General features: G+C 59.8%; 24 protein-coding genes. 9 read left to right on the top strand and 15 right to left on the bottom strand.

Translation table 11 applies throughout. The annotated features are described in order from the left end of the window. Positions 1–40 precede the first annotated feature (40 nt). The 5 genes from rng to mreB form a co-directional block, all read right to left on the bottom strand. On the bottom strand, positions 41–1498 hold the full coding sequence (gene rng, locus BLW70_RS09480) for a ribonuclease G (protein WP_074873778.1): 1458 nt from the start codon (positions 1496–1498) through the stop codon (positions 41–43). A 57-nt stretch (positions 1499–1555) separates the two neighbouring features. Then, a complete protein-coding gene (locus BLW70_RS09475; RefSeq protein ID WP_074873776.1) occupies positions 1556–2152 on the bottom strand; it encodes a Maf family protein in 597 nt (198 codons plus the stop codon). A 44-nt stretch (positions 2153–2196) separates the two neighbouring features. Further along, complete coding sequence (gene mreD / locus BLW70_RS09470; protein WP_074873774.1) at positions 2197–2688, bottom strand: rod shape-determining protein MreD; 492 nt, start codon at positions 2686–2688, stop codon at positions 2197–2199. Further along, positions 2688–3845: a rod shape-determining protein MreC gene (gene mreC, locus BLW70_RS09465; protein WP_074873772.1), complete on the bottom strand. Its 1158-nt coding sequence runs from the start codon at positions 3843–3845 to the stop codon at positions 2688–2690. The genes mreD and mreC overlap by 1 nt, the downstream gene beginning before the upstream one ends. A 142-nt stretch (positions 3846–3987) precedes the next feature. Then, positions 3988–5025, bottom strand: coding sequence for a rod shape-determining protein MreB (mreB, locus tag BLW70_RS09460; protein WP_002555108.1), 1038 nt, complete (start codon positions 5023–5025; stop codon positions 3988–3990). Positions 5026–5239: 214 nt separating this feature from the next. On the opposite strand from mreB, the gene gatC reads away from it, so the two are divergent. The 6 genes from gatC (at position 5240) to BLW70_RS09430 (ending at position 10452) form a co-directional block, all read left to right on the top strand. Beyond that, complete coding sequence (gene gatC / locus BLW70_RS09455; RefSeq protein ID WP_074873770.1) at positions 5240–5527, top strand: Asp-tRNA(Asn)/Glu-tRNA(Gln) amidotransferase subunit GatC; 288 nt, start codon at positions 5240–5242, stop codon at positions 5525–5527. Positions 5528–5543: 16 nt separating this feature from the next. Next, complete coding sequence (gene gatA, locus BLW70_RS09450) at positions 5544–6995, top strand: Asp-tRNA(Asn)/Glu-tRNA(Gln) amidotransferase subunit GatA (RefSeq protein ID WP_074873769.1); 1452 nt, start codon at positions 5544–5546, stop codon at positions 6993–6995. Between the two features lie 10 nt (positions 6996–7005). Further along, positions 7006–8451, top strand: a complete 1446-nt coding sequence (gene gatB, locus BLW70_RS09445) for an Asp-tRNA(Asn)/Glu-tRNA(Gln) amidotransferase subunit GatB (protein ID WP_074873768.1) — start codon at positions 7006–7008, stop codon at positions 8449–8451. A gap of 137 nt (positions 8452–8588) precedes the next feature. Next, positions 8589–8963 (top strand): septal ring lytic transglycosylase RlpA family protein, encoded by a 375-nt coding sequence (locus BLW70_RS09440; RefSeq protein ID WP_038978953.1) that lies wholly within the window; start codon positions 8589–8591, stop codon positions 8961–8963. Positions 8964–9013: 50 nt separating this feature from the next. Next, positions 9014–10075 (top strand): calcium/sodium antiporter, encoded by a 1062-nt coding sequence (locus tag BLW70_RS09435; RefSeq protein ID WP_074873767.1) that lies wholly within the window; start codon positions 9014–9016, stop codon positions 10073–10075. After that, positions 10072–10452: a carboxymuconolactone decarboxylase family protein gene (locus BLW70_RS09430; protein ID WP_074873766.1), complete on the top strand. Its 381-nt coding sequence runs from the start codon at positions 10072–10074 to the stop codon at positions 10450–10452. Before BLW70_RS09435 ends, BLW70_RS09430 begins: the two co-directional genes overlap by 4 nt. 157 nt (positions 10453–10609) lie before the next feature. On the opposite strand, the gene BLW70_RS09425 is transcribed toward BLW70_RS09430, so the two are convergent. From BLW70_RS09425 to kdgD, 5 genes are all read right to left on the bottom strand, one after another. Next, a complete protein-coding gene (locus BLW70_RS09425) occupies positions 10610–11551 on the bottom strand; it encodes an AEC family transporter (protein WP_074873763.1) in 942 nt (313 codons plus the stop codon). A gap of 168 nt (positions 11552–11719) precedes the next feature. Then, positions 11720–13273 (bottom strand): galactarate dehydratase, encoded by a 1554-nt coding sequence (gene garD, locus BLW70_RS09420; protein ID WP_074873761.1) that lies wholly within the window; start codon positions 13271–13273, stop codon positions 11720–11722. An 11-nt stretch (positions 13274–13284) separates the two neighbouring features. After that, positions 13285–14652 carry an MFS transporter gene (locus BLW70_RS09415; protein WP_074873759.1) on the bottom strand — a complete coding sequence of 456 codons (1368 nt, stop codon included), beginning with the start codon at positions 14650–14652 and terminating at the stop codon, positions 13285–13287. A gap of 181 nt (positions 14653–14833) precedes the next feature. After that, complete coding sequence (locus BLW70_RS09410; RefSeq protein ID WP_074873757.1) at positions 14834–16279, bottom strand: aldehyde dehydrogenase family protein; 1446 nt, start codon at positions 16277–16279, stop codon at positions 14834–14836. A gap of 60 nt (positions 16280–16339) precedes the next feature. Beyond that, positions 16340–17251, bottom strand: coding sequence for a 5-dehydro-4-deoxyglucarate dehydratase (kdgD, locus tag BLW70_RS09405; protein WP_074873756.1), 912 nt, complete (start codon positions 17249–17251; stop codon positions 16340–16342). Between the two features lie 236 nt (positions 17252–17487). Here kdgD and BLW70_RS09400 point away from each other — a divergent pair, with 236 nt between their 5' ends. After that, positions 17488–18804: a phospholipase gene (locus BLW70_RS09400; protein ID WP_074873754.1), complete on the top strand. Its 1317-nt coding sequence runs from the start codon at positions 17488–17490 to the stop codon at positions 18802–18804. Positions 18805–18818: 14 nt separating this feature from the next. Continuing rightward, positions 18819–19010, top strand: a complete 192-nt coding sequence (locus BLW70_RS09395) for a hypothetical protein (protein ID WP_074873753.1) — start codon at positions 18819–18821, stop codon at positions 19008–19010. 52 nt (positions 19011–19062) lie between these two features. Here the strand turns inward: BLW70_RS09395 and BLW70_RS09390 are convergent, their stop codons facing one another. From BLW70_RS09390 to BLW70_RS09370, 5 genes are all read right to left on the bottom strand, one after another. After that, positions 19063–19812: a FadR/GntR family transcriptional regulator gene (locus BLW70_RS09390; protein WP_046045828.1), complete on the bottom strand. Its 750-nt coding sequence runs from the start codon at positions 19810–19812 to the stop codon at positions 19063–19065. Between the two features lie 241 nt (positions 19813–20053). Further along, complete coding sequence (locus BLW70_RS09385; protein ID WP_074873751.1) at positions 20054–21781, bottom strand: ABC transporter ATP-binding protein/permease; 1728 nt, start codon at positions 21779–21781, stop codon at positions 20054–20056. 97 nt (positions 21782–21878) lie between these two features. Beyond that, on the bottom strand, positions 21879–22445 hold the full coding sequence (locus BLW70_RS09380) for a response regulator transcription factor (protein ID WP_008148925.1): 567 nt from the start codon (positions 22443–22445) through the stop codon (positions 21879–21881). Continuing rightward, complete coding sequence (locus tag BLW70_RS09375) at positions 22438–23700, bottom strand: ATP-binding protein (RefSeq protein WP_074873750.1); 1263 nt, start codon at positions 23698–23700, stop codon at positions 22438–22440. The genes BLW70_RS09380 and BLW70_RS09375 overlap by 8 nt, the downstream gene beginning before the upstream one ends. Before the next feature lie 191 nt (positions 23701–23891). Continuing rightward, positions 23892–24839 (bottom strand): IS110 family RNA-guided transposase, encoded by a 948-nt coding sequence (locus tag BLW70_RS09370; protein WP_074871984.1) that lies wholly within the window; start codon positions 24837–24839, stop codon positions 23892–23894. 353 nt (positions 24840–25192) lie between these two features. Between BLW70_RS09370 and BLW70_RS09365 the strand changes: the two genes are divergently transcribed. After that, complete coding sequence (locus tag BLW70_RS09365; protein ID WP_074873748.1) at positions 25193–25909, top strand: SIMPL domain-containing protein; 717 nt, start codon at positions 25193–25195, stop codon at positions 25907–25909. Positions 25910–26093: the final 184 nt, after the last annotated feature.

The raw sequence follows: 26093 nt of genomic DNA, 5'->3' as shown, positions 1-26093 counted from the left end.
GCTGAGGCCAGCCGTTCTGTCCGGGTTGAAAGACAGCGATTCAGAGCAGCACCACGTCGTATTGTTCCTGGGAATACATGGTTTCCACCTGGAACCGGATGGTGCGTCCGATAAAACCTTCGAGTTCGGCGACATTGCCCGATTCTTCATCGAGCAAACGGTCGACCACTTTCTGGTTTGCCAATACACGATAGCCTTCGGCCTGATAGGCGCGAGCTTCTCGGAGGATTTCGCGGAAAATCTCGTAGCAAACGGTTTCCGGCGTCTTCAGCTTGCCGCGTCCCTGACAGCTGCTGCACGGTTCGCACAGTACTTGTTCAAGACTTTCGCGGGTGCGCTTGCGAGTCATCTGCACCAGGCCCAACTCGGTAATGCCGATGATGTTGGTCTTGGCGTGATCGCGCTCCAGTTGCTTCTCGAGGGTGCGCAGCACCTGACGCTGGTGTTCTTCATCTTCCATGTCGATGAAGTCGATGATGATGATCCCGCCCAGGTTGCGCAGGCGCAGCTGGCGAGCAATGGCGGTCGCGGCTTCGAGGTTGGTCTTGAAAATGGTTTCTTCGAGATTGCGATGACCGACGAACGCCCCGGTGTTGACGTCGATGGTGCTCATGGCCTCCGCCGGATCGACCACCAGGTAACCGCCGGACTTCAGCGGGACTTTGCGTTCCAGGGCTTTCTGGATTTCGTCTTCGACGCCGTACAGGTCGAAAATCGGCCGTTCGCCAGGGTAATGCTCAAGACGATCGGCGATTTCCGGCATCAGCTCGGCGACGAACTGTGTGGTTTTCTGGAAGGTTTCCCGGGAGTCGATCCGGATCTTCTCGATCTTCGGGCTCACCAGGTCACGCAGGGTGCGCAGCGCCAGGCCAAGGTCTTCGTAGATCACGCTTGGCGCGCTGATGGTTTTGATCTGCTCGTTGATCTGATCCCAGAGACGACGCAGGTAGCGAATGTCCATGAGGATTTCATCGGCACCAGCTCCTTCGGCAGCGGTACGCAGGATGAAACCACCGACTTCTTGAATACCTTCTTTGGCCACGCAATCGGTGACCACTTGTTTGAGACGTTCGCGCTCGGCTTCGTCTTCGATCTTCAACGAAATGCCAACGTGTGCGGTGCGCGGCATGTACACCAGATAACGCGATGGAATCGACAACTGAGTCGTCAGGCGTGCGCCTTTTGAGCCGATCGGGTCCTTGGTGACTTGCACCACCAGACTCTGGCCTTCGTGGACCAGAGCGCTGATGCTCTCGACCGCCGGGCCTTCGCGCAGGGAGATTTCCGAGGCATGAATGAAAGCGGCGCGGTCCAGGCCGATGTCGACGAAGGCCGCCTGCATGCCCGGCAATACCCGCACGACCTTGCCTTTATAGATGTTGCCGACGATCCCGCGCTTTTGCGTGCGCTCGACGTGGACCTCTTGCAGAACACCGTTTTCAACCACCGCCACGCGCGATTCCATCGGCGTGATGTTGATCAGGATCTCTTCACTCATGGCAGGGTCTCGTTCAGGCATGTTCACGATAATGGCCGCATCTTGTCAGTACGACGCTCAACGCGCGTTAAGGGTTTGCCAACAGGGTATGCCGAAATGGCCGAGCAGCTCAGCGGTTTCGCACAGCGGTAACCCGACCACCGCCGAGTAACTGCCATTGAGGCCGGCGACAAACACCGCGCCGAGCCCTTGAATGCCGTAGCTGCCAGCCTTGTCCTGCGGCTCGCCGCTGGCCCAGTAGGCCACCGCTTCGGCGCGACTGATGTGGCGAAAGCGCACCAGACTGCGCACCACCCGAGACTCGCAACGCTCACCGTCGAGTACCGCGATCGCCGTCAGGACTTCATGCTCACACCCGGACAACATCATAAGCATGGCGCACGCTTCGGCTTCGTCCACCGGCTTGCCGAGAATTTTCCCGTCCAGCACCACAGCGGTATCGGCGCCCAGCACGCAAGAATCTGCGTCGGACACGAGCGCGCCGCGTCCGGCCTCGGCCTTGCCGCGCGCCAGGCGCTCGACATAGGCCGACGGGGTCTCATTTTCCATAGGGGTTTCATCGATGTCCGCACTGACGGCGGAGAACGGCACGCCGATCTGCGTGAGCAGCTCACGTCGACGCGGTGAGCCTGAGGCAAGGTAAAGCTGTTTCATCAAGACATCTCCCTTGTCGAGGTGCGGGCAAATGCCTGACCGAATTAATTGATTTTGTAGCGTCGAAGCAAGCCGCGCAAACCGTAGCTGATCCAGGGCCAGAGCAATGCGCTGACCAGTGCCGGCAAGACCAGCGCCAGCGTCGGCTGACGATTGCCGGTCAGGGCGCTGAGCCACAGTTGAACAAGCTGCGCGAGGCCGAAGATCACCAGGATCACCAGGCTCTGTTGCCACATCGGGAACATGCGCAGGCGCTGTTGCAGCGCCAGCACCAGGTACGTGATCAGCGTCAGGATCAACGCGTTCTGGCCCAGCAGCGTGCCATAAAGCACGTCTTCGGCCAGGCCCAGGCACCACGCGGTGACCATCCCGACTTTCTGCGGCATGGCCAACGCCCAGAATGCCAGCAGCAAGGCCAGCCACAGTGGACGGAGGATCTCCATAAATTGCGGCAGCGGCGAAACGCTGAGCAGCAGGCCTATGGCGAATGTCAGCCAGACTATCCAGCCATTTCGGGAGGCAGTAGCACCAACCATTATTCTCGTCCCCCAGTGGTAGCCGGCGCAGAAACAGGCGGTTTGGCAGCAGGCCTCACAGCAGCGGCTGGCGTGGCCGGCGGTTTAGCCGCCGCAGGTTGCGCCGCGGGCGGCTTGCTGGCGGCAGGTTTCACAGCGACAGGATGAGTTGCCGCAGGTTTGGGCGGGGTTGCGGCAGCCGGGGTAGCGGTGGGCGCCACCGGGGTCACGGGCGCAGCAACAGCAGCCGGGACGATGGCAGGTTTCGGTACTGTCGCTGGAATGATCGGGCCACCACCGTGCTGGTCCAAGGCTTCTTGAGCCTGGGCAGCTTCGTTGGCGCGCTCTTCGGCTGTGCGGCCGTCGGTGAACACCAGCAACAGATAACGGCTGCGGTTCAAGGCGGCGGTCGGCACGGCGCGCACGATTGCGAACGGCTGACCGGAATCGTGAATCACTTCCTTGACCGTCGCCACCGGGTAACCCGCCGGAAACCGCTGACCCAGACCGGAGCTGACCAGCAGATCGCCTTCCTTGATATCGGCGGTATCGGCCACGTGACGCAGCTCCAGGCGTTCCGGGTTGCCGGTGCCGCTGGCAATCGCCCGCAGACCGTTGCGGTTCACCTGCACCGGAATGCTGTGAGTGGTGTCAGTCAGCAACAGCACACGAGAGGTGTACGGCATCAACTCGACCACCTGGCCCATCAGGCCACGGGCATCGAGCACCGGCTGACCGAGGACCACACCGTCGCGCTCACCTTTGTTGATGATGATGCGGTGGGTGAAGGGGTTGGGGTCCATGCCGATCAGTTCGGCCACTTCGACCTTCTCGTTGACCAGCGCGGAGGAGTTGAGCAACTCGCGCAGCCGAACGTTCTGCTCGGTGAGGGCGGCAAGCTTTTGCATGCGGCCCTGCAACAGCAGGTTTTCGGTTTTGAGTTTTTCGTTTTCGGCGACGAGCTCGGTCCGGCTGCCAAATTGGCTGGCCACACCCTGCCATAGCCGCTGCGGCAGGTCAGTGATCCAGTAAGACTGCATCAGTGCCAGCGACATTTGGCTACGCACTGGCTTGAGCAGTGTGAAGCGGGCATCGACCACCATCAGTGCGACCGATAGCACGACCAGCACCAACAAGCGCACGCCCAGTGAAGGCCCTTTGGTGAAAAGCGGTTTAATAAGCCGCTCCTCCCAGGCAAATGTTCTCTTTATTCATACGGCATCAAACCGGCCTGGATGCAGACTGACAGAAGATAAACGCCAACAGGCAGCACTGCAAAGTGCTGCCTGCGCGCCAACAGCATAGAGGCGATCCGGCGACTTATTCGCTGGAAAGCAGATCCATGGTGTGTTTATCCATCATTTCCAACGCACGGCCACCGCCGCGAGCAACGCAGGTCAGCGGGTCTTCGGCAACGATCACCGGCAGACCGGTTTCCTGGGCTAGCAACTTGTCGAGGTCACGCAGCAAGGCGCCACCACCGGTCAGTACCAGACCACGCTCGGCGATATCGGAAGCCAGTTCCGGAGGCGATTGCTCCAGTGCACTTTTCACGGCCTGAACGATGGTGGCCAGGGACTCTTGCAGAGCTTCCAGCACTTCATTGGAGTTCAGGGTGAATGCGCGCGGAACGCCTTCGGCCAGGTTACGGCCGCGAACGTCGACTTCGCGAACTTCGCCGCCCGGGTAGGCAGTACCGATTTCCTGTTTGATGCGCTCGGCAGTGGATTCGCCGATCAGGCTGCCGTAGTTGCGACGCACGTAAGTGATGATCGCTTCGTCGAAGCGGTCGCCGCCAACCCGTACGGATTCAGCGTAAACCACACCGTTCAGGGAGATCAGTGCGATTTCAGTGGTACCGCCACCGATATCGACAACCATCGAACCGCGAGCTTCTTCAACCGGAAGGCCGGCACCGATCGCAGCCGCCATTGGCTCTTCGATCAGGAACACTTCACGGGCACCGGCACCGAGGGCCGACTCACGGATGGCACGACGCTCAACCTGGGTGGACTTGCATGGAACACAGATCAGCACACGAGGGCTAGGCTGCAGGAAACTGTTTTCGTGAACCTTGTTGATAAAGTACTGCAGCATCTTTTCGCAAACGCTGAAGTCGGCGATCACGCCATCCTTCATCGGACGAATGGCAGCAATGTTGCCCGGTGTACGGCCGAGCATGCGCTTGGCCTCGGTGCCGACAGCAACGACACTTTTCTGGTTACCGTGTGTCCGAATAGCCACAACCGATGGCTCATTCAGAACGATTCCGCGCTCGCGCACGTAAATAAGGGTGTTGGCAGTGCCCAGGTCAATGGAAAGATCGCTGGAAAACATGCCACGCAGTTTCTTGAACATGGGGAAAGGACCCTAGGCAACGCGTGGGTAAAAAAGTGCGGCAAACTCTAACAACGACAGGGATTTTGGGCAAGGCGCCAATATGTTAAATTGGCCGCTTTTCTGTGCACCAACCCCCACAATCGCGGCCTTATGACCGTAGAAATGCGGTAGTGTTCCGACAATCTAACACACGGATAGCATCCGTTCTGTTTTCCTTCCACTGGAGAATCCCATGACGCTTGAACGCTCCGACGTGGAAAAAATCGCTCATTTGGCCTGTCTTGGCCTTGATGATGCCGATCTTCCACACATCACTTCGGCCCTGAACAGCATTCTGGGGCTGGTCGACGAAATGCAAGCGGTCAATACCGACGGTATCGAGCCGCTCGCCCACCCACTGGAAGCCAGCCAGCGCCTGCGTGCGGACGTCGTGACCGAGACCAATCATCGCGAGGCTTATCAGTCCATCGCACCAGCGGTCGAAAACGGCCTGTACCTGGTTCCGAAAGTCATCGACTAAAGGGAAAGAGCCTGCAATGCATCAATTGACTCTGGCCGAGATCGCCCGCGGTCTCGCCGATAAAAAGTTTTCTTCCGAAGAGCTGACCAAAACCCTGCTGGCGCGTATCGCCCAGCTCGATCCGCAGCTCAACAGTTTCATCAGCCTCACCGAAGACCTCGCGCTCCAGCAGGCGAAAGCCGCTGATGCACGCCGGGCCAATGGTGAGAGCGGCGCCCTGCTCGGTGCGCCGATTGCCCACAAAGACCTGTTCTGCACCCAGGGCATCCGCACCAGCTGCGGCTCGAAGATGCTCGACAACTTCAAAGCACCGTACGACGCCACTGTCGTTGCCAAGTTGGCCGCCGCGGGTGCCGTGACCTTGGGCAAGACCAACATGGACGAATTCGCCATGGGTTCGGCCAACGAGTCGAGCTACTACGGCGCAGTGAAAAACCCGTGGAACCTGGAACACGTGCCCGGCGGTTCGTCCGGTGGTTCGGCCGCGGCCGTGGCCGCTCGCCTGTTGCCGGCCGCCACGGCGACCGACACCGGCGGCTCGATCCGCCAGCCCGCCGCGTTTACCAACCTGACCGGTCTGAAACCGACATACGGTCGCGTTTCGCGCTGGGGCATGATCGCCTACGCGTCCAGTCTCGATCAGGGCGGCCCATTGGCCCGCACCGCCGAAGACTGCGCGATCCTGCTGCAAGGCATGGCCGGTTTCGACCCGCAAGACTCCACCAGCATCGACGAGCCCGTGCCGGATTACAGCGCCGGCCTCAACGGTTCGCTGCAAGGCCTGCGCATCGGCGTGCCTAAAGAGTATTTCAGCGCCGGTCTCGACCCGCGCATCGCCGACCTGGTCATGGCCAGTGTCGAAGAGCTGAAAAAGCTCGGTGCCGTGGTCAAGGAAATCAGCCTGCCGAACATGCAACACGCGATCCCTGCGTACTACGTGATCGCTCCGGCAGAAGCGTCTTCCAACCTGTCACGTTTCGACGGTGTGCGTTTCGGCTATCGCTGCGAAGACCCGAAAAACCTGGAAGACCTGTACAAGCGTTCCCGTGGCGAAGGTTTCGGCCCGGAAGTGCAGCGCCGGATCATGGTCGGCGCCTACGCGTTGTCCGCTGGTTACTACGACGCTTACTACCTGAAGGCGCAGAAGATTCGCCGCCTGGTGAAGAACGACTTCATGGCGGCCTTCAATGAGGTCGACATCATCCTCGGCCCAACCACGCCAAACCCGGCCTGGAAGCTTGGCGCCAAAAGCAGCGACCCGGTTGCTGCGTACCTGGAAGACGTCTACACCATCACCGCCAACCTCGCCGGCCTGCCGGGCTTGTCCATGCCAGCCGGTTTTGTCGATGGTCTGCCGGTCGGCGTGCAATTGCTCGCCCCGTACTTCCAGGAAGGCCGTTTGCTCAATGTTGCGCACCAGTATCAGTTGAACACTGACTGGCACACCCGCACCCCAACCGGCTTCTGAGGAGAAACACATGCAATGGGAAGTCGTGATCGGGCTGGAGATTCATACCCAGCTCACTACCCGGTCGAAAATCTTTTCCGGTAGCTCCACCACCTTCGGTTCCGAGCCGAACACCCAGGCCAGCCTGGTTGACCTCGGCATGCCCGGCGTATTGCCGGTGCTGAACCAGGAAGCGGTGCGCATGGCGGTGATGTTCGGTCTGGCGATCGATGCCGAGATCGGCCAGCACAACGTGTTCGCCCGTAAAAACTATTTCTACCCGGACCTGCCCAAGGGCTACCAGATCAGCCAGATGGAATTGCCGATCGTTGGCAAAGGCCACCTGGACATCGCGCTGGAAGACGGCACGGTCAAGCGCGTCGGCATCACCCGCGCGCACCTGGAAGAAGACGCCGGTAAAAGCCTGCACGAAGAGTTCAACGGTGCCACTGGCATCGACCTGAACCGTGCCGGCACACCGCTGCTGGAAATCGTCTCCGAGCCGGACATGCGCAGCGCCAAGGAAGCCGTGGCTTACGTCAAGGCGGTCCACGCGCTGGTCCGTTACCTGGGCATCTGCGACGGAAACATGGCCGAAGGCTCGCTGCGCTGCGACTGCAACGTGTCGATCCGCCCGAAAGGCCAGGTTGAGTTCGGCACGCGCTGCGAGATCAAGAACGTCAACTCGTTCCGCTTCATCGAGAAGGCGATCAACACCGAAGTGCAACGTCAGATCGAGCTGATCGAAGACGGCGGCCGGGTGATCCAGCAGACCCGTCTGTACGATCCGAACAAGGACGAAACCCGTCCGATGCGTAGCAAAGAGGAAGCCAACGACTACCGTTACTTCCCCGATCCGGACCTGCTGCCTGTGGTCATCGAGAACTCGTTCCTCGACGACGTGCGCGCCACCCTGCCGGAATTGCCACCACAGAAACGCGAGCGCTTCCAGGCGCAGTTCGGTCTGTCGGTCTACGACGCCAGCGTCCTGGCCACCAGCCGCGAGCAAGCCGATTACTTCGAGAAAGTCGCGAGCATCGGCGGCGACGCCAAACTGGCGGCCAACTGGGTGATGGTTGAACTGGGCAGCCTGTTGAACAAACAGGGCCTGGACATCGACCAGTCGCCGGTCTCGGCCGAGCAACTGGGCGGCATGCTGTTGCGCATCACCGACAACACCATCTCCGGCAAAATCGCCAAAGTGGTGTTTGAAGCCATGGCCAACGGCGAAGGCAGCGCGGACGAGATCATCGACAAGCGCGGCCTGAAGCAAGTGACCGACACCGGCGCGATCTCGGCAGTGTTGGACGAAATGCTCGCGGCCAACGCCGAACAGGTTGAACAATACCGCGCGGCAGACGAAGCCAAACGCGGCAAGATGTTCGGCTTCTTCGTCGGCCAGGCCATGAAAGCGTCCAAAGGCAAGGCCAACCCGCAACAGGTCAACGAACTGCTGAAAAGCAAGCTCGAAGGCTGATTGCTATCAATGGTGCGGGTGGGATGTTGTGTCCGACTCAAACCCTGTGGGAGCGGGCTTGCCCGCGATGGCGGTGTATCAGATACATTGCCATCGCGGGCAAGCCCGCTCCCACATTTGTTTCTGGGATACAGTTTATGAAGCGTCTGCTCAGTGCCTGCGCCCTGCTCTCTCTGCTGGCCGGTTGCGCCAGCACGGATATTGTTGATCCACACGGCTACGACAAGACCGGCGTAGCTTCGTATTACGGCGCCAAACACCATGGCAAACGCACCGCCAGCGGCGAGCGTTTCAACCAGCACGGCCTGACCGCCGCTCATCGCCAGTTGCCGTTCGGCACCCGGGTGAAGATTACCAACCTCAATAACGACAGATCCTGCGTGGTGCGCGTCAACGACCGCGGGCCATACTCACGTGGGCGCCTGATCGATGTTTCACGCGAAGCGGCCGAACAGTTGGGCATGTTGCGCAGTGGCACCGCGAAGGTTCGCGTGCAAGCCCTCGACGACTGATAGACGGAGCGCTGACCATTTTCGGACTTGCCGATATACCCCTGATCAGCGTGATTGAATTGCTCAGCGGCTTGCTGTTGCTGATCGCCGGCGCCGAGCTGATGGTGCGCGCCGCTGTGCGCCTCGCCGCACGTTTGCATGTACGACCGCTGATTATCGGCCTGACCATCGTCGCCCTCGGCAGCAGCGCGCCGCAAATGGCTGTCAGCCTGCAAGCGACCCTGGCGCAGAACGCTGACATCGCCGTCGGCAGCGTGATCGGCAGTAGCATCTTCAACATCCTCGTCACACTCGGGCTCTCGGCGCTGATCATCCCGCTACGGGTTTCACGGCAGCTGGTGCGCCTGGATATTCCGCTGATGATCGGCGCCAGTCTTTTGGTGTTCGTATTGGCGTGGAACGAAGAACTGACCCGCGCCGATGGCGTGATGCTGCTGGCGGCGATGGCGCTGTATCTAGGCCTGTTGTTGCGCCAGTCGCGGCATTCGACCCGTCCGCAATCGACCCGCCACGAAGTCCCGCAAGCACCATGGATCAGCAGTCTGCTGATGATCGTCGCGGGATTGGCGATGCTGGTCTATGCCGGGCACTTGCTGTTGGGCGCAGCGGTTTCGGTTGCGACTGATCTGGGGTTGTCGGAGCGGATCATCGGCCTGACCATCGTCGCCGTCAGCACCTCCCTGCCGGAACTGGCGACCTCGTTGATCGCCGCCTTGCGTGGTGAGCGCGACATCGCCGTGGGCAACGTGATCGGCAGCAACCTGTTCAATCTCTTGGGCGTGCTCGGGCTTACCGCGTTGATCGCGCCGTCGCCGCTGTCGGTATCGCCCAACGCCCTGGATTTCGACTTGCCGGTGATGCTTGGCGTCGCGGTGCTGTGCCTGCCGGTGTTCTATTCCGGTTATCGGGTGACTCGCGCCGAAGGTCTGCTGTTTTTGGGTTTGTACCTGGCCTATGGGCTGCACGTGGTGTCGTTCACCACCGGCATGCCGCTGGCCGGCAAGCTTGAACACCTGATGCTGTTTTTCGTCCTGCCGGCGCTGGGGGCGTTTTTGCTGTTCACCTCGCTGCGCGCCTGGCGTCGCCAACACCACAAGAGGGAATTGCCATGAGCACTGATAAAAAGCCTGGGATTGAAGTCCGACGCCAAGTGATGGGCGACGCCTTCGTCGACCGCGCCTTGGGCAACGCCACCGAGTTCACCCAGCCGCTGCAGGATTTCGTCAACGAGCACGCTTGGGGCGGGGTCTGGAACCGTGAAGGTCTGCCGTTGAAAACCCGCAGCCTGATCACCCTCGCCGCGCTGACCGCGCTGAAGTGCCCGCAGGAATTGAAAGGCCACGTGCGCGGTGCGCTGAACAATGGCTGCACCGTGGAAGAGATTCGTGAAGCGCTGCTGCATTGCGCGGTGTATGCCGGTGTGCCGGCGGCGATCGATGCGTTTCGCGCGGCGCAGGAAGTAATTGATAGCTACCAGAAGCCGGAGTAACAAGCAGACATTTGTGCTGGCAGGACTATCGCCATCGCGGGCAAGCCCGCTCCCACAGGGGATCTCCTTTGTTGCACAAATTGTGTGAACACCAAAGATCACTGTGGGAGCGGGCTTGCCCGCGATGAGGCCCTGAAGAACACCGCAAAACCGTCGGTTAAATCCACCCACCCCACTGCAACAAAAAGATCCCGACGTTGGTGGTGACCGCCGCCATCAACGTGGTGATCACGATGATCGCTGCCGCCAGTTCATGATTGCCATTGGCCTGACGGGCCATGACAAAACTGGCCGCGGCGGTCGGGCTGCCGAAGTACAAGAACAGAATCCCCAGCTCCGCCCCCCGAAAGCCCCACAGCCACGCCCCCAGCGTCGCCAGAATCGGCAGGCCGATCATCTTCACCAAGCTTGAGCTCAGCGCCATGTTGCCGCTTTTGCGCAGCGCTGCCAGCGACAGCGTGCCGCCGATGCAGATCAACGCCAACGGCAAGGTGGTTTGCGCCAGGTACTGGCCGGACTTTTCCAGCCATCCCGGCAAACCGATTTCGAAATAGGCAAACGGCGCCGCGGCAAACACGCTGATGATCAGCGGGTTGACCATCACGCTTTTGCAGATGCTCCAGGGGTCGGACTTGATCACCGGGCTGTACACCGCCAGCACAATGGTCGAGAGCGTGTTGTAAAACAGGATCACCAACGCCGCGAGAATCGCCCCGAGGGAAATCCCGTAGTCGCCGTACATGCTCGCGGCCAACGCGAGCCCGATGACCCCGTTGTTACCGCGAAACGCGCCTTGGGTGTAGATGCCTCGGTCTTCGCGCGGGCACTTCCAGATCGCCCAGCCCCAGGCGATGGCGAAACACGCCAGAGTGGCGAGCGAGAAATAGATCAGCAGCGCCGGTTGCAGCGCGGCGTGCAGGTCGGCATGCAGGATGCCCAGAAACAGCAACGCCGGCATGGTGACGTTGAACACCAGGGCCGACGCAGTGTGGATGAAGTTGTCGTTGATCCAGTCGATGCGCTTGAGCAACACCCCCAGAAACAGCATGGCAAACACCGGCGCGGTGATGTTCAGGGTTTCGAGGAAGATAGCCAGCATGCCGGGGATAACCTTGGGTGAGCGTCGTTAGGGGGCTAATGATAAGCCACTTTCACCCGGATCGTTCCCACGCTCTGCGTGGGAACGCCTCTTGTGACGCTCTGCGTCACGCTTTTGGGACGCAGAGCGTCCCGGGCTGCATTCCCACGCAGAGCGTGGGAACGATCATTACGTGATCGGCGCAGGGTTGAACAAGGTGATGTCGTTGTGCAGCTTATGCTGCTCCGCCCACGTCTGTTTCTTGCCGCTGGCCACATCCAGGTAGTAGTGGAACAACTCCCAGCCCAGGTCCTCAATCGAGGCCCGCCCGGTGGCAATCCGCCCGGCATCGATGTCGATCAGGTCTGGCCAACGCTGCGCCAGTTCCGTGCGGGTCGACACCTTCACCACCGGCGCCATCGCCAAACCATACGGCGTGCCACGCCCGGTGGTGAACACATGCAGGTTCATCCCCGCCGCCAATTGCAACGTCCCGCAGACAAAATCACTGGCCGGGGTCGCGCAGAAAATCAGCCCTTTGCGCTTGAACCGCTCGCCAGGGCCCAGCACCCCGTTGATCGCGCTGCTGCCGGATTTGACGATCGAGCCCAACGACTTCTCGACAATGTTCGACAACCCGCCCTTCTTGTTCCCCGGCGTGGTGTTGGCGCTGCGGTCCGCTTCGCCCTTGGCCAGGTAACGGTCGTACCAGTCCATCTCGCGCACCAGCTCCTTGGCGACTTCCTCGGTTTCGGCGCGGGACGTCAGCAAGTAAATCGCGTCGCGAACCTCGGTGACTTCGGAAAACATCACCGTCGCACCGGCCCGCAACAACAGGTCCGAGGCATAACCCAACGCCGGGTTGGCGGTGATCCCGGAAAACGCATCGCTGCCGCCACACTGCATGCCGAGGATCAGTTCGGACGCCGGCACGGTTTCCCGGCGACGCTGATCGAGCTTCTTCAAACGGGTTTCGGCCAGCGCCATGATCTGCTCGATCATCTCGGTGAAACCGTGACTTGAATCCTGCAAGCGGTACAACCACGGATCACTCAAATCCACTGAGCTGTCGTTCTCGTGCATCACCTGCCCGGCCTGCAATTTCTCGCAGCCCAGGCTGATGACCAAGGCTTCGCCACCCAGGTTCGGGTTGCGCGCCAGGTTGCGCACGGTACGGATCGGGATGTACGCGTCAGTCGCGGTAATCGCCACGCCACAACCGTAACTGTGGGTCAGCGCGACCACGTCATCGACGTGCGGATACTTGGGCAGCAACTCGTCCTTGATGCGCTTGACCGCATGGTCCAGCACGCCGGTGACGCACTGAACCGTGGTGGTGATCCCGAGAATATTGCGCGTGCCGACCGTGCCGTCGGCGTTGCGGTAACCCTCGAACGTGAAGCCTTCCAGCGGTGCCTGCGCCGCCGGCACTTCGGTGGACAGCGGCAAGCTGTCCAGCGGTGGCGCGGTGGGCATGCGCAGTTGATCTTCCTTGACCCAGCTGCCGCGCGGAATCGGCTGCAAGGCGTAACCGATGGTTTGCCCGTAACGAATCACCTGGCCGCCCTCGGGAATATCTTCCAGGGTGACCTTGTGGCTCTGTGGCACGAAATCCACGGTGACCAGGCCGTCCGGAAATTCGGTGCCGGCCGGCACGCCTTGGTCATTGACCACGATCACGACGTTGTCCCGCTCGTGCAGGCGGATGTAGCGCGGCGAGTCGGAATGTTCAATCAACTGCATGACGCCGCTCCTCAGGAATGCGCTTCAGATAATTTGTTGCTGGTTTCAGGACCGCTGACGGGCGGTTCTTTCAACACCACACGTTTGATTGGACCAACGATCACCAGGTAACTGAACACCGCGACCAGGGCGTTGCAACCGACAAACACCAGCGCCCATTTGAACGAACCGGTGGAGCTGATGATGTAGCCGATGACGATCGGGGTGGTGATCGACGCGATGTTGCCGAAGGTGTTGAACAAGCCACCGCTGAGACCGGCGATCTGTTTTGGCGAGGTGTCGGAGACCACGGCCCAACCCAGCGCGCCCACACCTTTGCCGAAGAACGCCAGGGCCATGAAGCCGACGACCATCCATTCCACGTCAACGTAGTTACAGGCCACGATGCTGCTGGAGACCAGCAAGCCAGCAATGATCGGCGCCTTGCGGGCAAACGTCAGCGAGTGACCTTTGCGCAGCAGGTAATCGGAAATCACCCCGCCAAGCACACCACCGATGAAGCCGCAGATCGCCGGCAACGAGGCAATGAAACCGGCCTTGAGGATGGTCATGCCGCGTTCCTGCACCAGGTACACCGGGAACCAGGTCAGGAAGAAGTAGGTGATGCCGTTGATGCAGTACTGGCCCAGATAGACGCCGAGCATCATGCGGTTGGTCAGCAACTGGCGGATATAGTCCCACTTCGGACCGTCGCCTTTTTTGCCTTTGCCTTTGTCCTGGTCCATGTCAACCATGCCGCCGTTGTCGGCGATGTGCTTGAACTCGGCGTCGTTGATCATCGGGTGCTGACGCGGGCTGTAGATCACCTTCAGCCAGATCCCCGAGAAGATAATGCCGATCACGCCCATGACGATAAACACGTGCTGCCAGCCGAAGCTGTAGACGATCCAGCCCATCAACGGCGCAAACAACACGGTGGCGAAGTATTGCGCCGAGTTGAAAATCGCCGACGCCGTACCGCGTTCAGCGGTTGGAAACCAGGCAGCCACGATGCGTGCGTTACCGGGGAAGGATGGCGCTTCGGCCAGGCCCACCAGGAAGCGCAGCATGAACAGCGCAACCACCGCGGTGGACATGCCGAACTCACCGACATAACCCTGCAGCACAGTGAACAGCGACCAGGTGAAGATGCTGAGCGCGTAGATTTTTTTCGAGCCGAAACGGTCCAGCAGCCAGCCACCGGGAATTTGCCCGGCCACGTAGGCCCAACCGAATGCGGAGAAGATGTAACCGAGGGTGACCGCGTCGATGCCGAGGTCTTTTTGCAGGCTGGAGCCTGCGATGGCGATGGTAGCCCGGTCGGCGTAGTTGATCGTGGTCACCAGAAACAGCATGAGCAGGATCAAATAGCGGACGTGAGTCGGCTTGGTCGATTGCATTGTAGATGTACTCCCACTGATTATTTTTATGCGCGGGTGAAACTGTTGATCCCTGTAGCAGCTGTCGAGTGAAACGAGGCTGTGATCTTTGCTTTTAAAGATCAAAAGCTCGCAGCCTCGTTTCACTCGACAGCTGCTACAGGGAGTTGCGGTGTTCGGTTGAGCCGGACACCACGGTGGATCAGGAACCGATATAAGAGGTCTTCACCACGGTGTAGAACTCTTGCGCATAGCGACCTTGCTCACGTGATCCATAGGATGAACCTTTACGCCCACCGAATGGAACGTGGTAATCCACGCCCGCGGTCGGCAGGTTGACCATCACCATCCCGGCCTGGGAGTGGCGCTTGAAGTGGTTGGCGTACTTCAACGACGTGGTGGCGATGCCCGCCGACAGACCGAACTCGGTGTCGTTGGCCATGGCCAGCGCGGCCTCGTAATCCGCTACGCGAACCACGTTGGCCACCGGGCCGAAGATCTCTTCGCGGCTGATACGCATCGCCGCTGTGCTGTCGGCAAACAGGGTTGGCGCAAGGTAGTAGCCTTCGGTGTCGCAGGTCACCAGACCACCGCCGCTGACCAGACGCGCACCCTCGGACTGGCCGATGTCGATGTACTTCATGTCTTGTTCAAGCTGCGCTTGCGAGACCACCGGACCAATGTCGGTGCCGGACTTCAACGCGTGACCGACCTTGATCGACTTCATACGCTCGGCCACAGCTTCAACGAACTTGTCGTGAATCCCGGCGGTGACGATGAAGCGGCTCGAAGCAGTGCAACGCTGGCCGGTGGAGTAGAACGCGCTCTGTACCGACAGCTCGACCGCTTGCTTGAGATCGGCGTCGTCGAGAATGATCTGCGGGTTCTTGCCGCCCATTTCCAACTGAACCTTGGCCTGGCGCGACACGCAGCTGACCGCAATCTGACGACCAACGCCCACGGAACCGGTGAAGCTGATGCCGTCGACTTTCGGGCTCTGCACCAGCGCATCGCCCACCACACGACCGCTGCCCATCACCAGGTTGAACACGCCGGCCGGGAAGCCTGCGCGGGAGATGATTTCGGCCAGCGCCCAGGCGCAACCCGGCACCAGATCCGCCGGTTTCAGCACGACGCAGTTGCCGTAGGCCAGGGCCGGGGCGATTTTCCACGCAGGGATCGCGATCGGGAAGTTCCATGGCGTGATCAGACCGACCACGCCCAGCGCTTCGCGAGTCACTTCAACGTTCACGCCCGGACGCACCGATGGCAGATAGTCGCCGGACAGGCGCAGGCATTCGCCGGCGAAGAACTTGAAGATGTTGCCGGCGCGAGTCACTTCGCCGATGGCTTCGGGCAGGGTTTTGCCCTCTTCCCGAGCCAGCAAGGTGCCGAGCTCTTCGCGGCGGGCGAGGATTTCGCTGCCGACTTTATCCAGGGAATCGTGACGTGCCTGAATTCCGGAAGTCGACCACGCCGGGAACGCGGCGCGAGCGGCGTCGATGGCAGCGTGAACCTGAGCCAGATCAGCCTTGGCGTATTCGCCGATGGTGTCGGTCAATTCGGACGGGTTGATGTTGTTGCAGTATTCGCTACCCGCAACCCATTCACCGTTGATGTAGTTATCAAAACGCTTTGAATCAGCCACAGAGAATCTCCTCACGCAAAAGGCCGCTGATCACTCAGCGGCCTTGTTTAATCGGATGTGTTACTGCGCACCTTGCTTGTCGATCAGCGCAGCCAGAGCTTCGTACTCGTCTGGCAGCAGATCGGTCAGCGGCGCACGCACAGGACCTGCGTCATAGCCGGCAATTTTTGCCCCGGCCTTGACGATGCTCACCGCGTAGCCAGCTTTGCGGTTACGGATGTCCAGGTAAGGCAGGAAGAAGTCGTCGATGATCTTGCCGACGGTGGCGTGATCTTCGCGGGCGATGGCGTGGTAGAAATCCATCGCGGTTTTCGGGATGAAGTTGAACACCGCCGAGGAGTAAACCGGTACGCCCAATGCCTTGTAGGCGGCGGCGTAGACTTCGGCGGTCGGCAAACCGCCCAGGTAGCTGAAGCGATCACCGAGGCGACGACGGATCGACACCATCAACTCGATATCGCCCAGGCCATCCTTGTAGCCGATCAGGTTCGGGCAGCGCTCGGCCAGACGTTCCAGCAACGGCGCGGTCAGGCGGCAGACGTTACGGTTGTAAACCACCACGCCGATTTTCACCGATTTGCACACGGCTTCAACGTGGGCGGCAACGCCGTCCTGGCTTGCTTCGGTCAGGTAGTGCGGCAGCAGCAGCAGGCCTTTGGCGCCCAGACGCTCGGCTTCCTGTGCGTATTCGATGGCTTGACGAGTCGAACCGCCAACGCCGGCCAGAATCGGCACGCTGGTTTCGCAGGTGTCGACGGCGGTCTTGATGATTTCCGAATATTCGCTGGCCGCCAGAGAGAAGAACTCACCGGTGCCGCCCGCGGCGAACAATGCCGAGGCGCCGTATGGGGCCAGCCATTCGAGACGTTTGATGTAGCCCGCGCGATGGAAGTCGCCCTGAGCATTGAAATCGGTAACCGGGAAAGACAGCAGACCGGAAGAGAGGATGGACTTCAGTTCTTGTGGATTCATTATTCGAACACCCTGGATAGCGACGTATGTGTGAGAAAATCGTTCAGCCTTCGCCGAAGTTGTAGGTCATCGTACAACTTAAATAATTACCGTCAACTGCATTTCATCGCCAACCACAAAATTTGAGTCGGAAAGGTATTTTCTTGACGTAGGAAATTTCTCACCTATGATCCAGATGACTGTATATGCATACAGTCATTTTTTGATCGTACCGACGACATATCAAGGAGATAGAAATGTCAGGTCTACACGCACAACAGAAAGAAAAACCGAAACAGGTCATTGCCGAACTGGATGATCTTTTTACCGAGCATGGCATCTCTCTCATCGGGGATAACCAGCACCTGGTCTTGCAGATTGCTGATCATCACAACTCTGCGCCTGCCCTTCCCGCACCTCTGCCCACAGCCTCCGGCAATGCCCTGAAAGGCAGGCCACAGCTGAGGTTCGAGGGTGGCGAACACACCGCCATCGGCGACAGTACGCTGCTGCGTTTCATCAAGGACGCACCGGCGATTCCCGCTTCGCAGGTGGAGCTGCATCTACCCAATGGGCTGGCGCTGACCTATGGCCAGGTCATTGCGCTGGGGGGCGATTTCTATGGCATTCCCGATCAACCGATCAGCGAAGGCGCGATGGCCGCCGACCGAATCCAGCGATTTACCAACGCCTTTGAGTCGCTGGCAGTGCTGCCTGCTTCTAACGCCGAGGCCAAACTGATCCTCGGCGTGATGCAAAAGGAAATCGCCGCGATCCAGCAGGCGATCAAGGACGGGAAACAACCCCACGAGGCCTATGACGCCCTCGGTGATACGTTGTCGGAAGAGTGGAACAAGATTACCGGCGGCGGCAGTTTCGTCTCGGCGCTATTCCCGTTGGGGCGTTATCTGAAACTGGCCGCCAACAATGCTGACCACTTTGCCGAATGGGCGTTGCTGGCCTACATCGCCGGGCACACCGCAGCGGTGCAACAAGCGGTGCGGGCCCACGCCAACGGCGATGAAAAGCAGCTGGAACTGGCCTATGCGATGAACGCTTTTGCCGATCACTACCTGACCGACCTGTTTTCCGCCGGCCACCTGCGCGTGCCGCGCAAACAATTGGCGGCGGTGGTCACACCGAGCGATCTGGGTTCGTTGATCACGCGATTCATGCACGACGAAGACAGCAAATTCGGCCTCAACGTGCGCAATGGCAACGGCGATCAATGGCACGCGTATGGGGACAAGCGCTACTTCGACGCGATCGACAGCGTCAATCGCGTCCAGGTGAATCAGGCAGTTCAGGTGTCTGCGGATGAAGTGTTCGCGGCGTATATCAGTGGAATCGCTCCGTCGGCCGCCAATTTCGGCGCCTTGAAAAAGCTGCCTGATCTGCAAGCCGTCCTGAACCTGGCGTCCAACTTCTCGCCGCTGTTCAGGGTCGAGGGCAACAAGGTGCTGCGACGCAAGGACGTCAACAACCTGAACGACACCGCCACCGTGGATGACTGGTGGGGCTGGAGCACTTATTTGCTGCTCAAGGATTACCAACCCACTGGCAACGTTGCCTGATAAGGAGATCGATGATGACTATCAAATTGAAACTGGAACTGGCTTCGGGGCAATCGCTGAAGGGGGCGCCGTTGGAGTTGTTGGCAATGGGAGTGCCGATTGCTCGGGCGGTGGTGGATGAGCATGGCCATGTGGCGTTCGATGCCAAGGCTGGGGTTTCTGAGTGGGCCGTGAGGGTGGATCGCTCAATTCTCAGGACCGACTGATTCCCCGTACCTGATTGTTCCCACGCTCTGCGTGGGAACGATCTATAACTTCCTACCCGCGCTGAGCTTCTGCCTCTTCATGCGCATGGCGCAGCCGCTCGCGACTGTTCGTCAGGTGCAACCGCATCGCCGCCCGCGCCGCATCCGAATCCTGACGCGCAATCGCGTCGTAAATCTCTTCGTGCTCACGACTCAGGCGATTCATGTAGTGCTGCTGATCGTCATGGGCCAGGCGCGCCGAGTTCAGGCGTGTACGCGGAATGATGCTGGTGCCCAGGTGGGTCATGATGTCGGTGAAATAGCGGTTGCCCGTCGCCAGGGCGATTTGCAGGTGGAACTGGAAGTCGGACGCCACGGCATCGCTGGCATGGGAAACACTTTCATTCAATGCATCCAGCGCAGCACGCATCAAGGCCAGCTGCTCGGGGCTGCGGCGTTGTGCGGCGAGGCCGGCGGATTCCACTTCAAGGCTGATGCGCAGTTCCAGAATCGCCAGTACATCCCGTAGCGTGACCACGGTCGCCGGGTCGATACGGAAACCGCTCGGGCTTGGGGTATCGAGCACGAAAGTGCCGATGCCGTGGCGGGTTTCAACCTGGCCGGCCGCCTGCAAACGGGAAATCGCTTCGCGCACCACGGTGCGGCTGACGCCATGGGCATCCATGATCGCCGACTCGGTGGGCAACTTGTCGCCACGCTTGAGGTGACCGTCGCGGATCTGCTCGGACAGCACCGTCACCAGCTCCTGAGCGAGGCTGCGGCGCTTGCGAGGGAGGCGGGGTGCGTCGATCGGGTTTTCCATGGTGAACGTCTTTCTCGAAGTTGCGGCTGAAACCGCATCATAGCTCAACGCGGTTGTACGATCACCGTCGGCAAACACTATCCCTGTGGGAGTGGGCTTCTGTGGCGAGGGGGCTTGCCCCCGTTCCAGTGCGCAGCACTGGCAAAATCTTGTAAGCATGCGAGATTTTGGGGCTGCTTCGCGACCCAACGGGGGCAAGCCCCCTCGCCACAAAGGCTCCATCCAAAAGGAAGGCGGTGGTTTATGCGGTCACGGTCTGGTCCACCAGATGGCCATTCTCGATACGCACATGACGTGGATGGAACCGCTTCAGGCTGCTGCGGTGCCCGACGCTGACGATGCTCAATCCCGGAATCTCATCGATCAAGGTCTGATACAGCGACGCTTCGTCCTCCTCGTCCATCGCCGAGGTCGCTTCGTCCATGTACAGCCATTGCGGCGCGTAAAGCAGCGCACGAGCGAAGGCCAGACGTTGCTGCTCACCCGGCGACAACATGCGCTGCCAGTGATTGGCTTCGTCCAGACGGGCAACGAGGTGCGGCAAACGGCAGGCCTCCAGCACATGAACGTAGCGTTCCTGCGGATACGTATCGCCAGCCTGTGGATAACTCAACGCCTCGCGCAGCGTGCCAATCGGCAGATACGGTTTTTGCGGCAGGAACAGATAACGCCCCGTCGGCAGACGAATGCTGCCATGGCCAGCCGGCCACAGATGCCCCATCGCCCGCAGCAAGGTCGACTTGCCGCTGCCGGAACGGCCACTGAGCATGACCCGCTCGCCCTCCTCCACGGTCATCTCGGCGTTGGTCAGCAGGTGACGACCATCCGCCAGATCGAGGCCGAGGTTGTGCACCTTCAAAGCCGAGCCCGAATTCTGCACATCAATCGTCGGTGCACGATTTTCGTTGTCAGTCATGGCCTGGCGGAAACTCAGCAGACGATCACAGGTAGCCCGCCATTCGGCGAGGTCCTGGTACGCCGTAATGAACCAGCTGAAGTTGTCCTGGACGTTAGCGAACGCCGAGTTGATTTGCATCAGCTCACCCAGCTCGATCTTGCCAGCGAAGTATCGCGGCGAGGCGACCATGAACGGGAAGATGACGGCGATCTGCTCATAACCGGATGTAAAGAAGGTCAGGCGCTTGGACACCTTCATGATGTCCCAGTAGTTGTGCCAGACCATTCCAAAACGGCTGCTCAAGCGACGATTTTCATTCGGCTCGCCGTTGTACAGCGCAATGCTTTCGGCATTCTCGCGAACCCGCACCATGGAGAAACGCAGGTCGGCTTCGAAGCGTTGCTGGTTGTTGTTGAGGCCGATCAGGCGACGGCCAATCAAATGCGTCAGCCAACTGGCGACGGCGGCGTAGACCAGCGCGCACCAGAACATGTAACCGGGAATCGTGAAACCAAATACTTCGATACTGCCGGACACGCCCCACAAAATGATCGAGAACGAGACGAGGCTGACAATGTTGCGGATCAAACCAAGGCCCAGGAGCAAGGTGTTGGTGGTGAATTTATTGAGGTCTTCGGAAATGCGCTGGTCCGGGTTATCGGTGTAACCACCCTGCTCCAGCTGGTAGTAATTCTTGTTGTCGAGCCAGCGGGTGAAGTGCTTCTCGGTGAGCCAGGCCCGCCAGCGGATGGTCAGCATCTGGGTCAGGTAGAGCCGATACACCGCGCCGAGAATCGCCACCGCCGCAATGCCGCAGAAATACAGGATCAACTGCCAGAACGCGGCCTCATCCTTCCTTTGCAGGGCATTGTAAAAATCCTTGTACCAACTGTTGACCCACACCGAAATCGCCACGCTGAACAACGACAGCGCGATCACCGCGATCAGCAACGTCCAGGCCTTGCCCTTCTCTTCGCTGCGCCAGTAAGGCGTAGTCATTGCCCAGACTTTGCGAAAAAACTGCCCGCGCACAGCATCATTGACCGCGGAATATTCAGCGTTCTGATTCATGGATAAGGCTCGATAAAGAAAAGAACACACACGAACCGATCATAGAGGATCGGTTCGGTTTGTCGCGAGGTGCGGCCCGCATTCGTTCAGCGCAGGTTCAGCGACGAACGGGACGCTTCTGCAGTTTGCGCTGCAGCGTGCGGCGGTGCATGCCCAGGGCCCGGGCAGTGGCGGAGATATTGCCTTCGTGTTCGGTCAGCACGCGCTGGATGTGTTCCCACTGCAGGCGATCCACCGACATCGGGTTTTCCGGCACCAGCGTGTCGAGGTCGGCATGTTCGGAAAGCAGCGCGGCCAGCACGTCATCGGCGTCCGCCGGTTTGCACAGGTAATTGCAGGCGCCGCGCTTGATCGCCTCGACGGCGGTGGCGATGCTCGAGTAACCGGTGAGGATCACCACGCGCATTTCCGGGTCCAGCTCAAGCAGCTTGGGCAACAGCACCAGGCCAGAATCGCCGTCCATTTTCAGGTCCAGCGCGGCGTAGTCCGGCAGGTCGGCCTGAGCGATGGTCAGGCCTTCTTCGGCGGAACCGGCGGTGCTGACGCGAAAGCCGCGGCGGGCCATGGCACGGGCCATCACCCGGGTAAAAGTTGCGTCGTCGTCTACCAGCAGCAAATGCGGCAGTTCTTCGCCTTCGCCTTCGACTTGGATCTCGTCACTCATGTTCGTCTCCTCGGGCGACACGGGGCAGGCGCAGCTCGGTGAGCGTGCCGCCTTCCTCATGACTGTAGAGTTTCACTGAGCCGCCGGCGCGTGTCACGCTGGCCTTGCTCAAAAACAGGCCCAGGCCGAAACCTTTGCCCTTGGTGGTAAAAAACGGCTTGCCGATCTGCTCGGCGATAGCCAGCGGCACACCGGCACCGTGGTCGCGGATGCTGATGGTCAGGTCTTCGGCATTCCAGTCCAGCGTCACTTGCAGCCCTTCGGGGCAAGCGTCGGCGGCATTGTTGAGCAAATTCAGCAGCGCCTGGGTCAGGTCCGGCGGCGGCGCCATGCGCGGCACGGGGCCTTGGCCCAGGCGCTGGAAGCGATAACTGGCTTCCGGGCGCATCAGGTGCCAGCGGTTCAGGGCTTCGTCGAGCCAATCGGTGACGTCCTGCATCTCCACGGCCAATCGACGATTGGCTTCGGCGGCGCGCACCAATTGCTGCAAGGTTTCCTTGCAGAGTTTGACCTGATCCTGGAGCACGCTCAGGTCCTCCTGCAACATCGGGTCGTGATGGTCCTGGCGCATTTCCTTGAGCAATACACTCATGGTCGCCAACGGCGTGCCCAATTCATGGGCGGCACCCGCAGCCTGGGTCGCGACGGCCAGCAATTGCTGATCGCGCAGGCCTTCCTCGCGACGGATGGCGCGCAATTCTTCCTGACGACGCAGCTCTTCAGCCATGCGTGCGGCGAAGAAAGTGATGACCGCCGCGGCCAGGGCGAAACTCAGCCACATCCCGTAAACCTGCAGGTTTTCCCGAGCGATCGGGAAGGTTTGCAGCGGATAGAAGCGCGCCAGCAGCAGGGTGTACATCGTCAACGCGATGCCGGACAGAATCACCGAATAACGCCACGGCAACGTCACCGCGGCAATGGTCAGCGGCACCAGGTAATAAGAGACGAAGGGGTTGGTCGAGCCGCCGGAGAAGTACAGCAAGGCACTGTGGATAAACAGGTCGCAGGCCAGTTGCACGGCGTATTCGAGTTCGGTAACCGGCCATGAGGTGCGCAGGCGAATGGCCGTGAATGCACACAGCAGCATCGAACAGCCGAGGGTCGCAGCCAGTTGGAACCAGGGCAGCGGCAGCAAGTCGAGCCAGTAGGCCAGGCCCACGGAACCGGCCTGAGCGGCCAATACCAATGTGCGGATGAACGTCAGCCGCCAAAGGTTCTGGCGAGTTGCGGAAGTGATTTGAACGGGGGCGAGCATGAGCTCTCCTGATGAGCGCTCCAGGCGGATCGCACGGAGTATAACCAAGCACGGGGGCTGGCAGGCAAAAGTGCGGCAAACGGCCACATGGCAGAAAGAGTTGTGGCGTCTATAAGACCGCTATCGCGAGCAGGCTCGCCCACATTGAAATGCGTCCCCTTGTGGGAGATTCTATGGTTGAGGGAAAGCCCTCAACTGGCTTTTGGCTGATATTCGCTTTGCCCTTTCAGCAAGGCGAATACCACCCGAGCAAGCTTGCGAGCCAGCATCACCAGCGCCTGAGTGGTGCTGAAACCCCGCGTTCTTTGTTCTTCGTAATACCCTTTCCAGGCTTTCGTACGGCTAGCCGACATCGCTGCATTGTGCAGAAGTCGGCGGGCCTCGGGGTCGCCGCGCTTGGTCAAACTGCGGCGAGCGTCCTTCTGTCCTGATTTCGCCACCCGTAAATCCATGCCCAGGAAGGCGATAAAGGCATCCGCGTTTCTAAAATCTCCTCGCTGAAATGCAGTTATCAAGCGGGCCCCAGTCAAAAATCCAATACCCTCAACTTTCAGGCAGCGCTTCAATTGACCGAGCAAACCGGCTTCTTTGAGCTGATCGTTGATCGTCTTTTCGATCAGCGTCTCAAGCTGCTGCATGGACTTCACTTGCTCGGCAAAAGCCGCCTTAAGCAGCGGCTCATTCGACCAGCTCTGCACCAGGCCGACCCTGGCCTGGACCAAGGCTGCGCGGCGGCGGAAAAGGCTCAGGAGCTGGCGGTACAGCGGTGAGGGCGGGGTCCAAGGACGCAACTCCTCGGCTTCGTTCTTCAGGTAACGAGCCAGTAGCTTGGCATCCAGTGCGTCGGTTTTGGCGCGGATCTTCACGCCTTCGCGATAATGTTTGAGCTCATAGCCTCCCACCATGTAAATCGTGCAACCGGCCTCATAGGCCAGATCAGCGAAGTCCAGGTGGTAAATGTTGGTCGCCTCAATGGCAATAGCCACCGTCCCCGACAACGCCTTCAGCCACTGTTTGATGGATGTTTTGGTGTTGGGAATCTCTTCAAGCAAATCCCCATCAGACTGATAAATCACCAGTTCATTCTTGGCGACATCCACACCTACGATCGGCTTTGTGACAGAAACCGGCATTGCCATTGGATTTCCTCCGGGATATGGTTTTAAGCACTTGAAGGGCTCACCCAGAGGCGCAGGCTTGTTCCTATCGTCGGTCTAGCCAGATGCATTCTTTATCGGCGCTTGGGTGAAAGGAGGAGGGGCGAAATCTCCCACGGTCTGTACTGCGTCAACAGTCAGAATCGAGCCTTGTCCCTCCTCCTCCCTTCAAGTCCTACCATACAAGCGAGCCTGCTCGCGATTGGCTGCGAAGCAGTCCCCTGCGATCGATCTGTATAGAAGTTGTAACTGTGCGAACCGGATCATAAAAGCTAGAGTCTGATGGTTTCACGCAGGCCCGGACATTACCCCTGCGCATCGCCCAAGGAGCTTTCATGCACACATTCCGCCGCAGCGCCGCCCTTCTTGCCCTTAGCGCTGGCACTCTCGCCAGCCTGCCGGCCCTCGCCGCCGACGAGCTGCACTACAACCAGATCGCCCTGCGCGCCGAAGTCAGCCAGGAAGTGGCCCGCGACCTGATGATCGTGACGCTCTACACCGAAGAACAAAACACCGACCCGGCCAAACTCGCCGCTGACGTCAGCACCACCATGAACAAAGCACTGGCCCAGGCCAAGCAGGTCAAAGACATCACCCTGCGCCAGGGCAGCCGCAACAGCTACCCGATCTACGATACCAAGGGCCAGAAAATCACCGGTTGGCGCGAACGCGCCGAACTGCGCCTGGAAAGCTCCGACTTCGCTGCGCTGTCGAAACTGACCGGCGAATTGCTCACCGACCTGAAAATGGGTGGCATGGACTTCGCCATCGCCACCCCAACCCGCAAAGCCAGCGAAGATGCGCTGCTTAAAGAAGCCGTGACAGCCTTCAAGGCCCGCGCTCAATTGGCGACCGACGCGTTGGGCGGCAGCGGTTACAAAATCGTCAACCTGAACCTGAACAGCAACGGTTATCCACAACCGTACATGCGTGGGCCGATGATGATGAAGGCGGCGAGCATGGATTCGGCACCAGTGACGCCTGAGGTTGAGGCGGGCACCAGCCAGGTCAGCATGACGGCGGATGGTTCGATTGAAGTGTTGATGCCTTGATCAGCTAAACCCCGCACACAAAAACGGCGATCACCGAAGTGATCGCCTTTTTTTATGCAGGACCAAAAAGCCAGGGCACCACCCACAGATGTCCACTGGCAAACAGTAACGGAACAATCTGCCCCCACAGACACAACACTCCTTTAAACAACAAACACTTGGCCACCAAACAAGAACTCAATCC

Origin of the sequence: Pseudomonas frederiksbergensis, assembly GCF_900105495.1 — a bacterium.
Lineage (GTDB): Bacteria > Pseudomonadota > Gammaproteobacteria > Pseudomonadales > Pseudomonadaceae > Aquipseudomonas > Aquipseudomonas frederiksbergensis.
The sequence above is the reverse complement of the archived record's forward strand: the minus strand, read 5'-3'. Positions and strand labels throughout refer to the sequence as shown.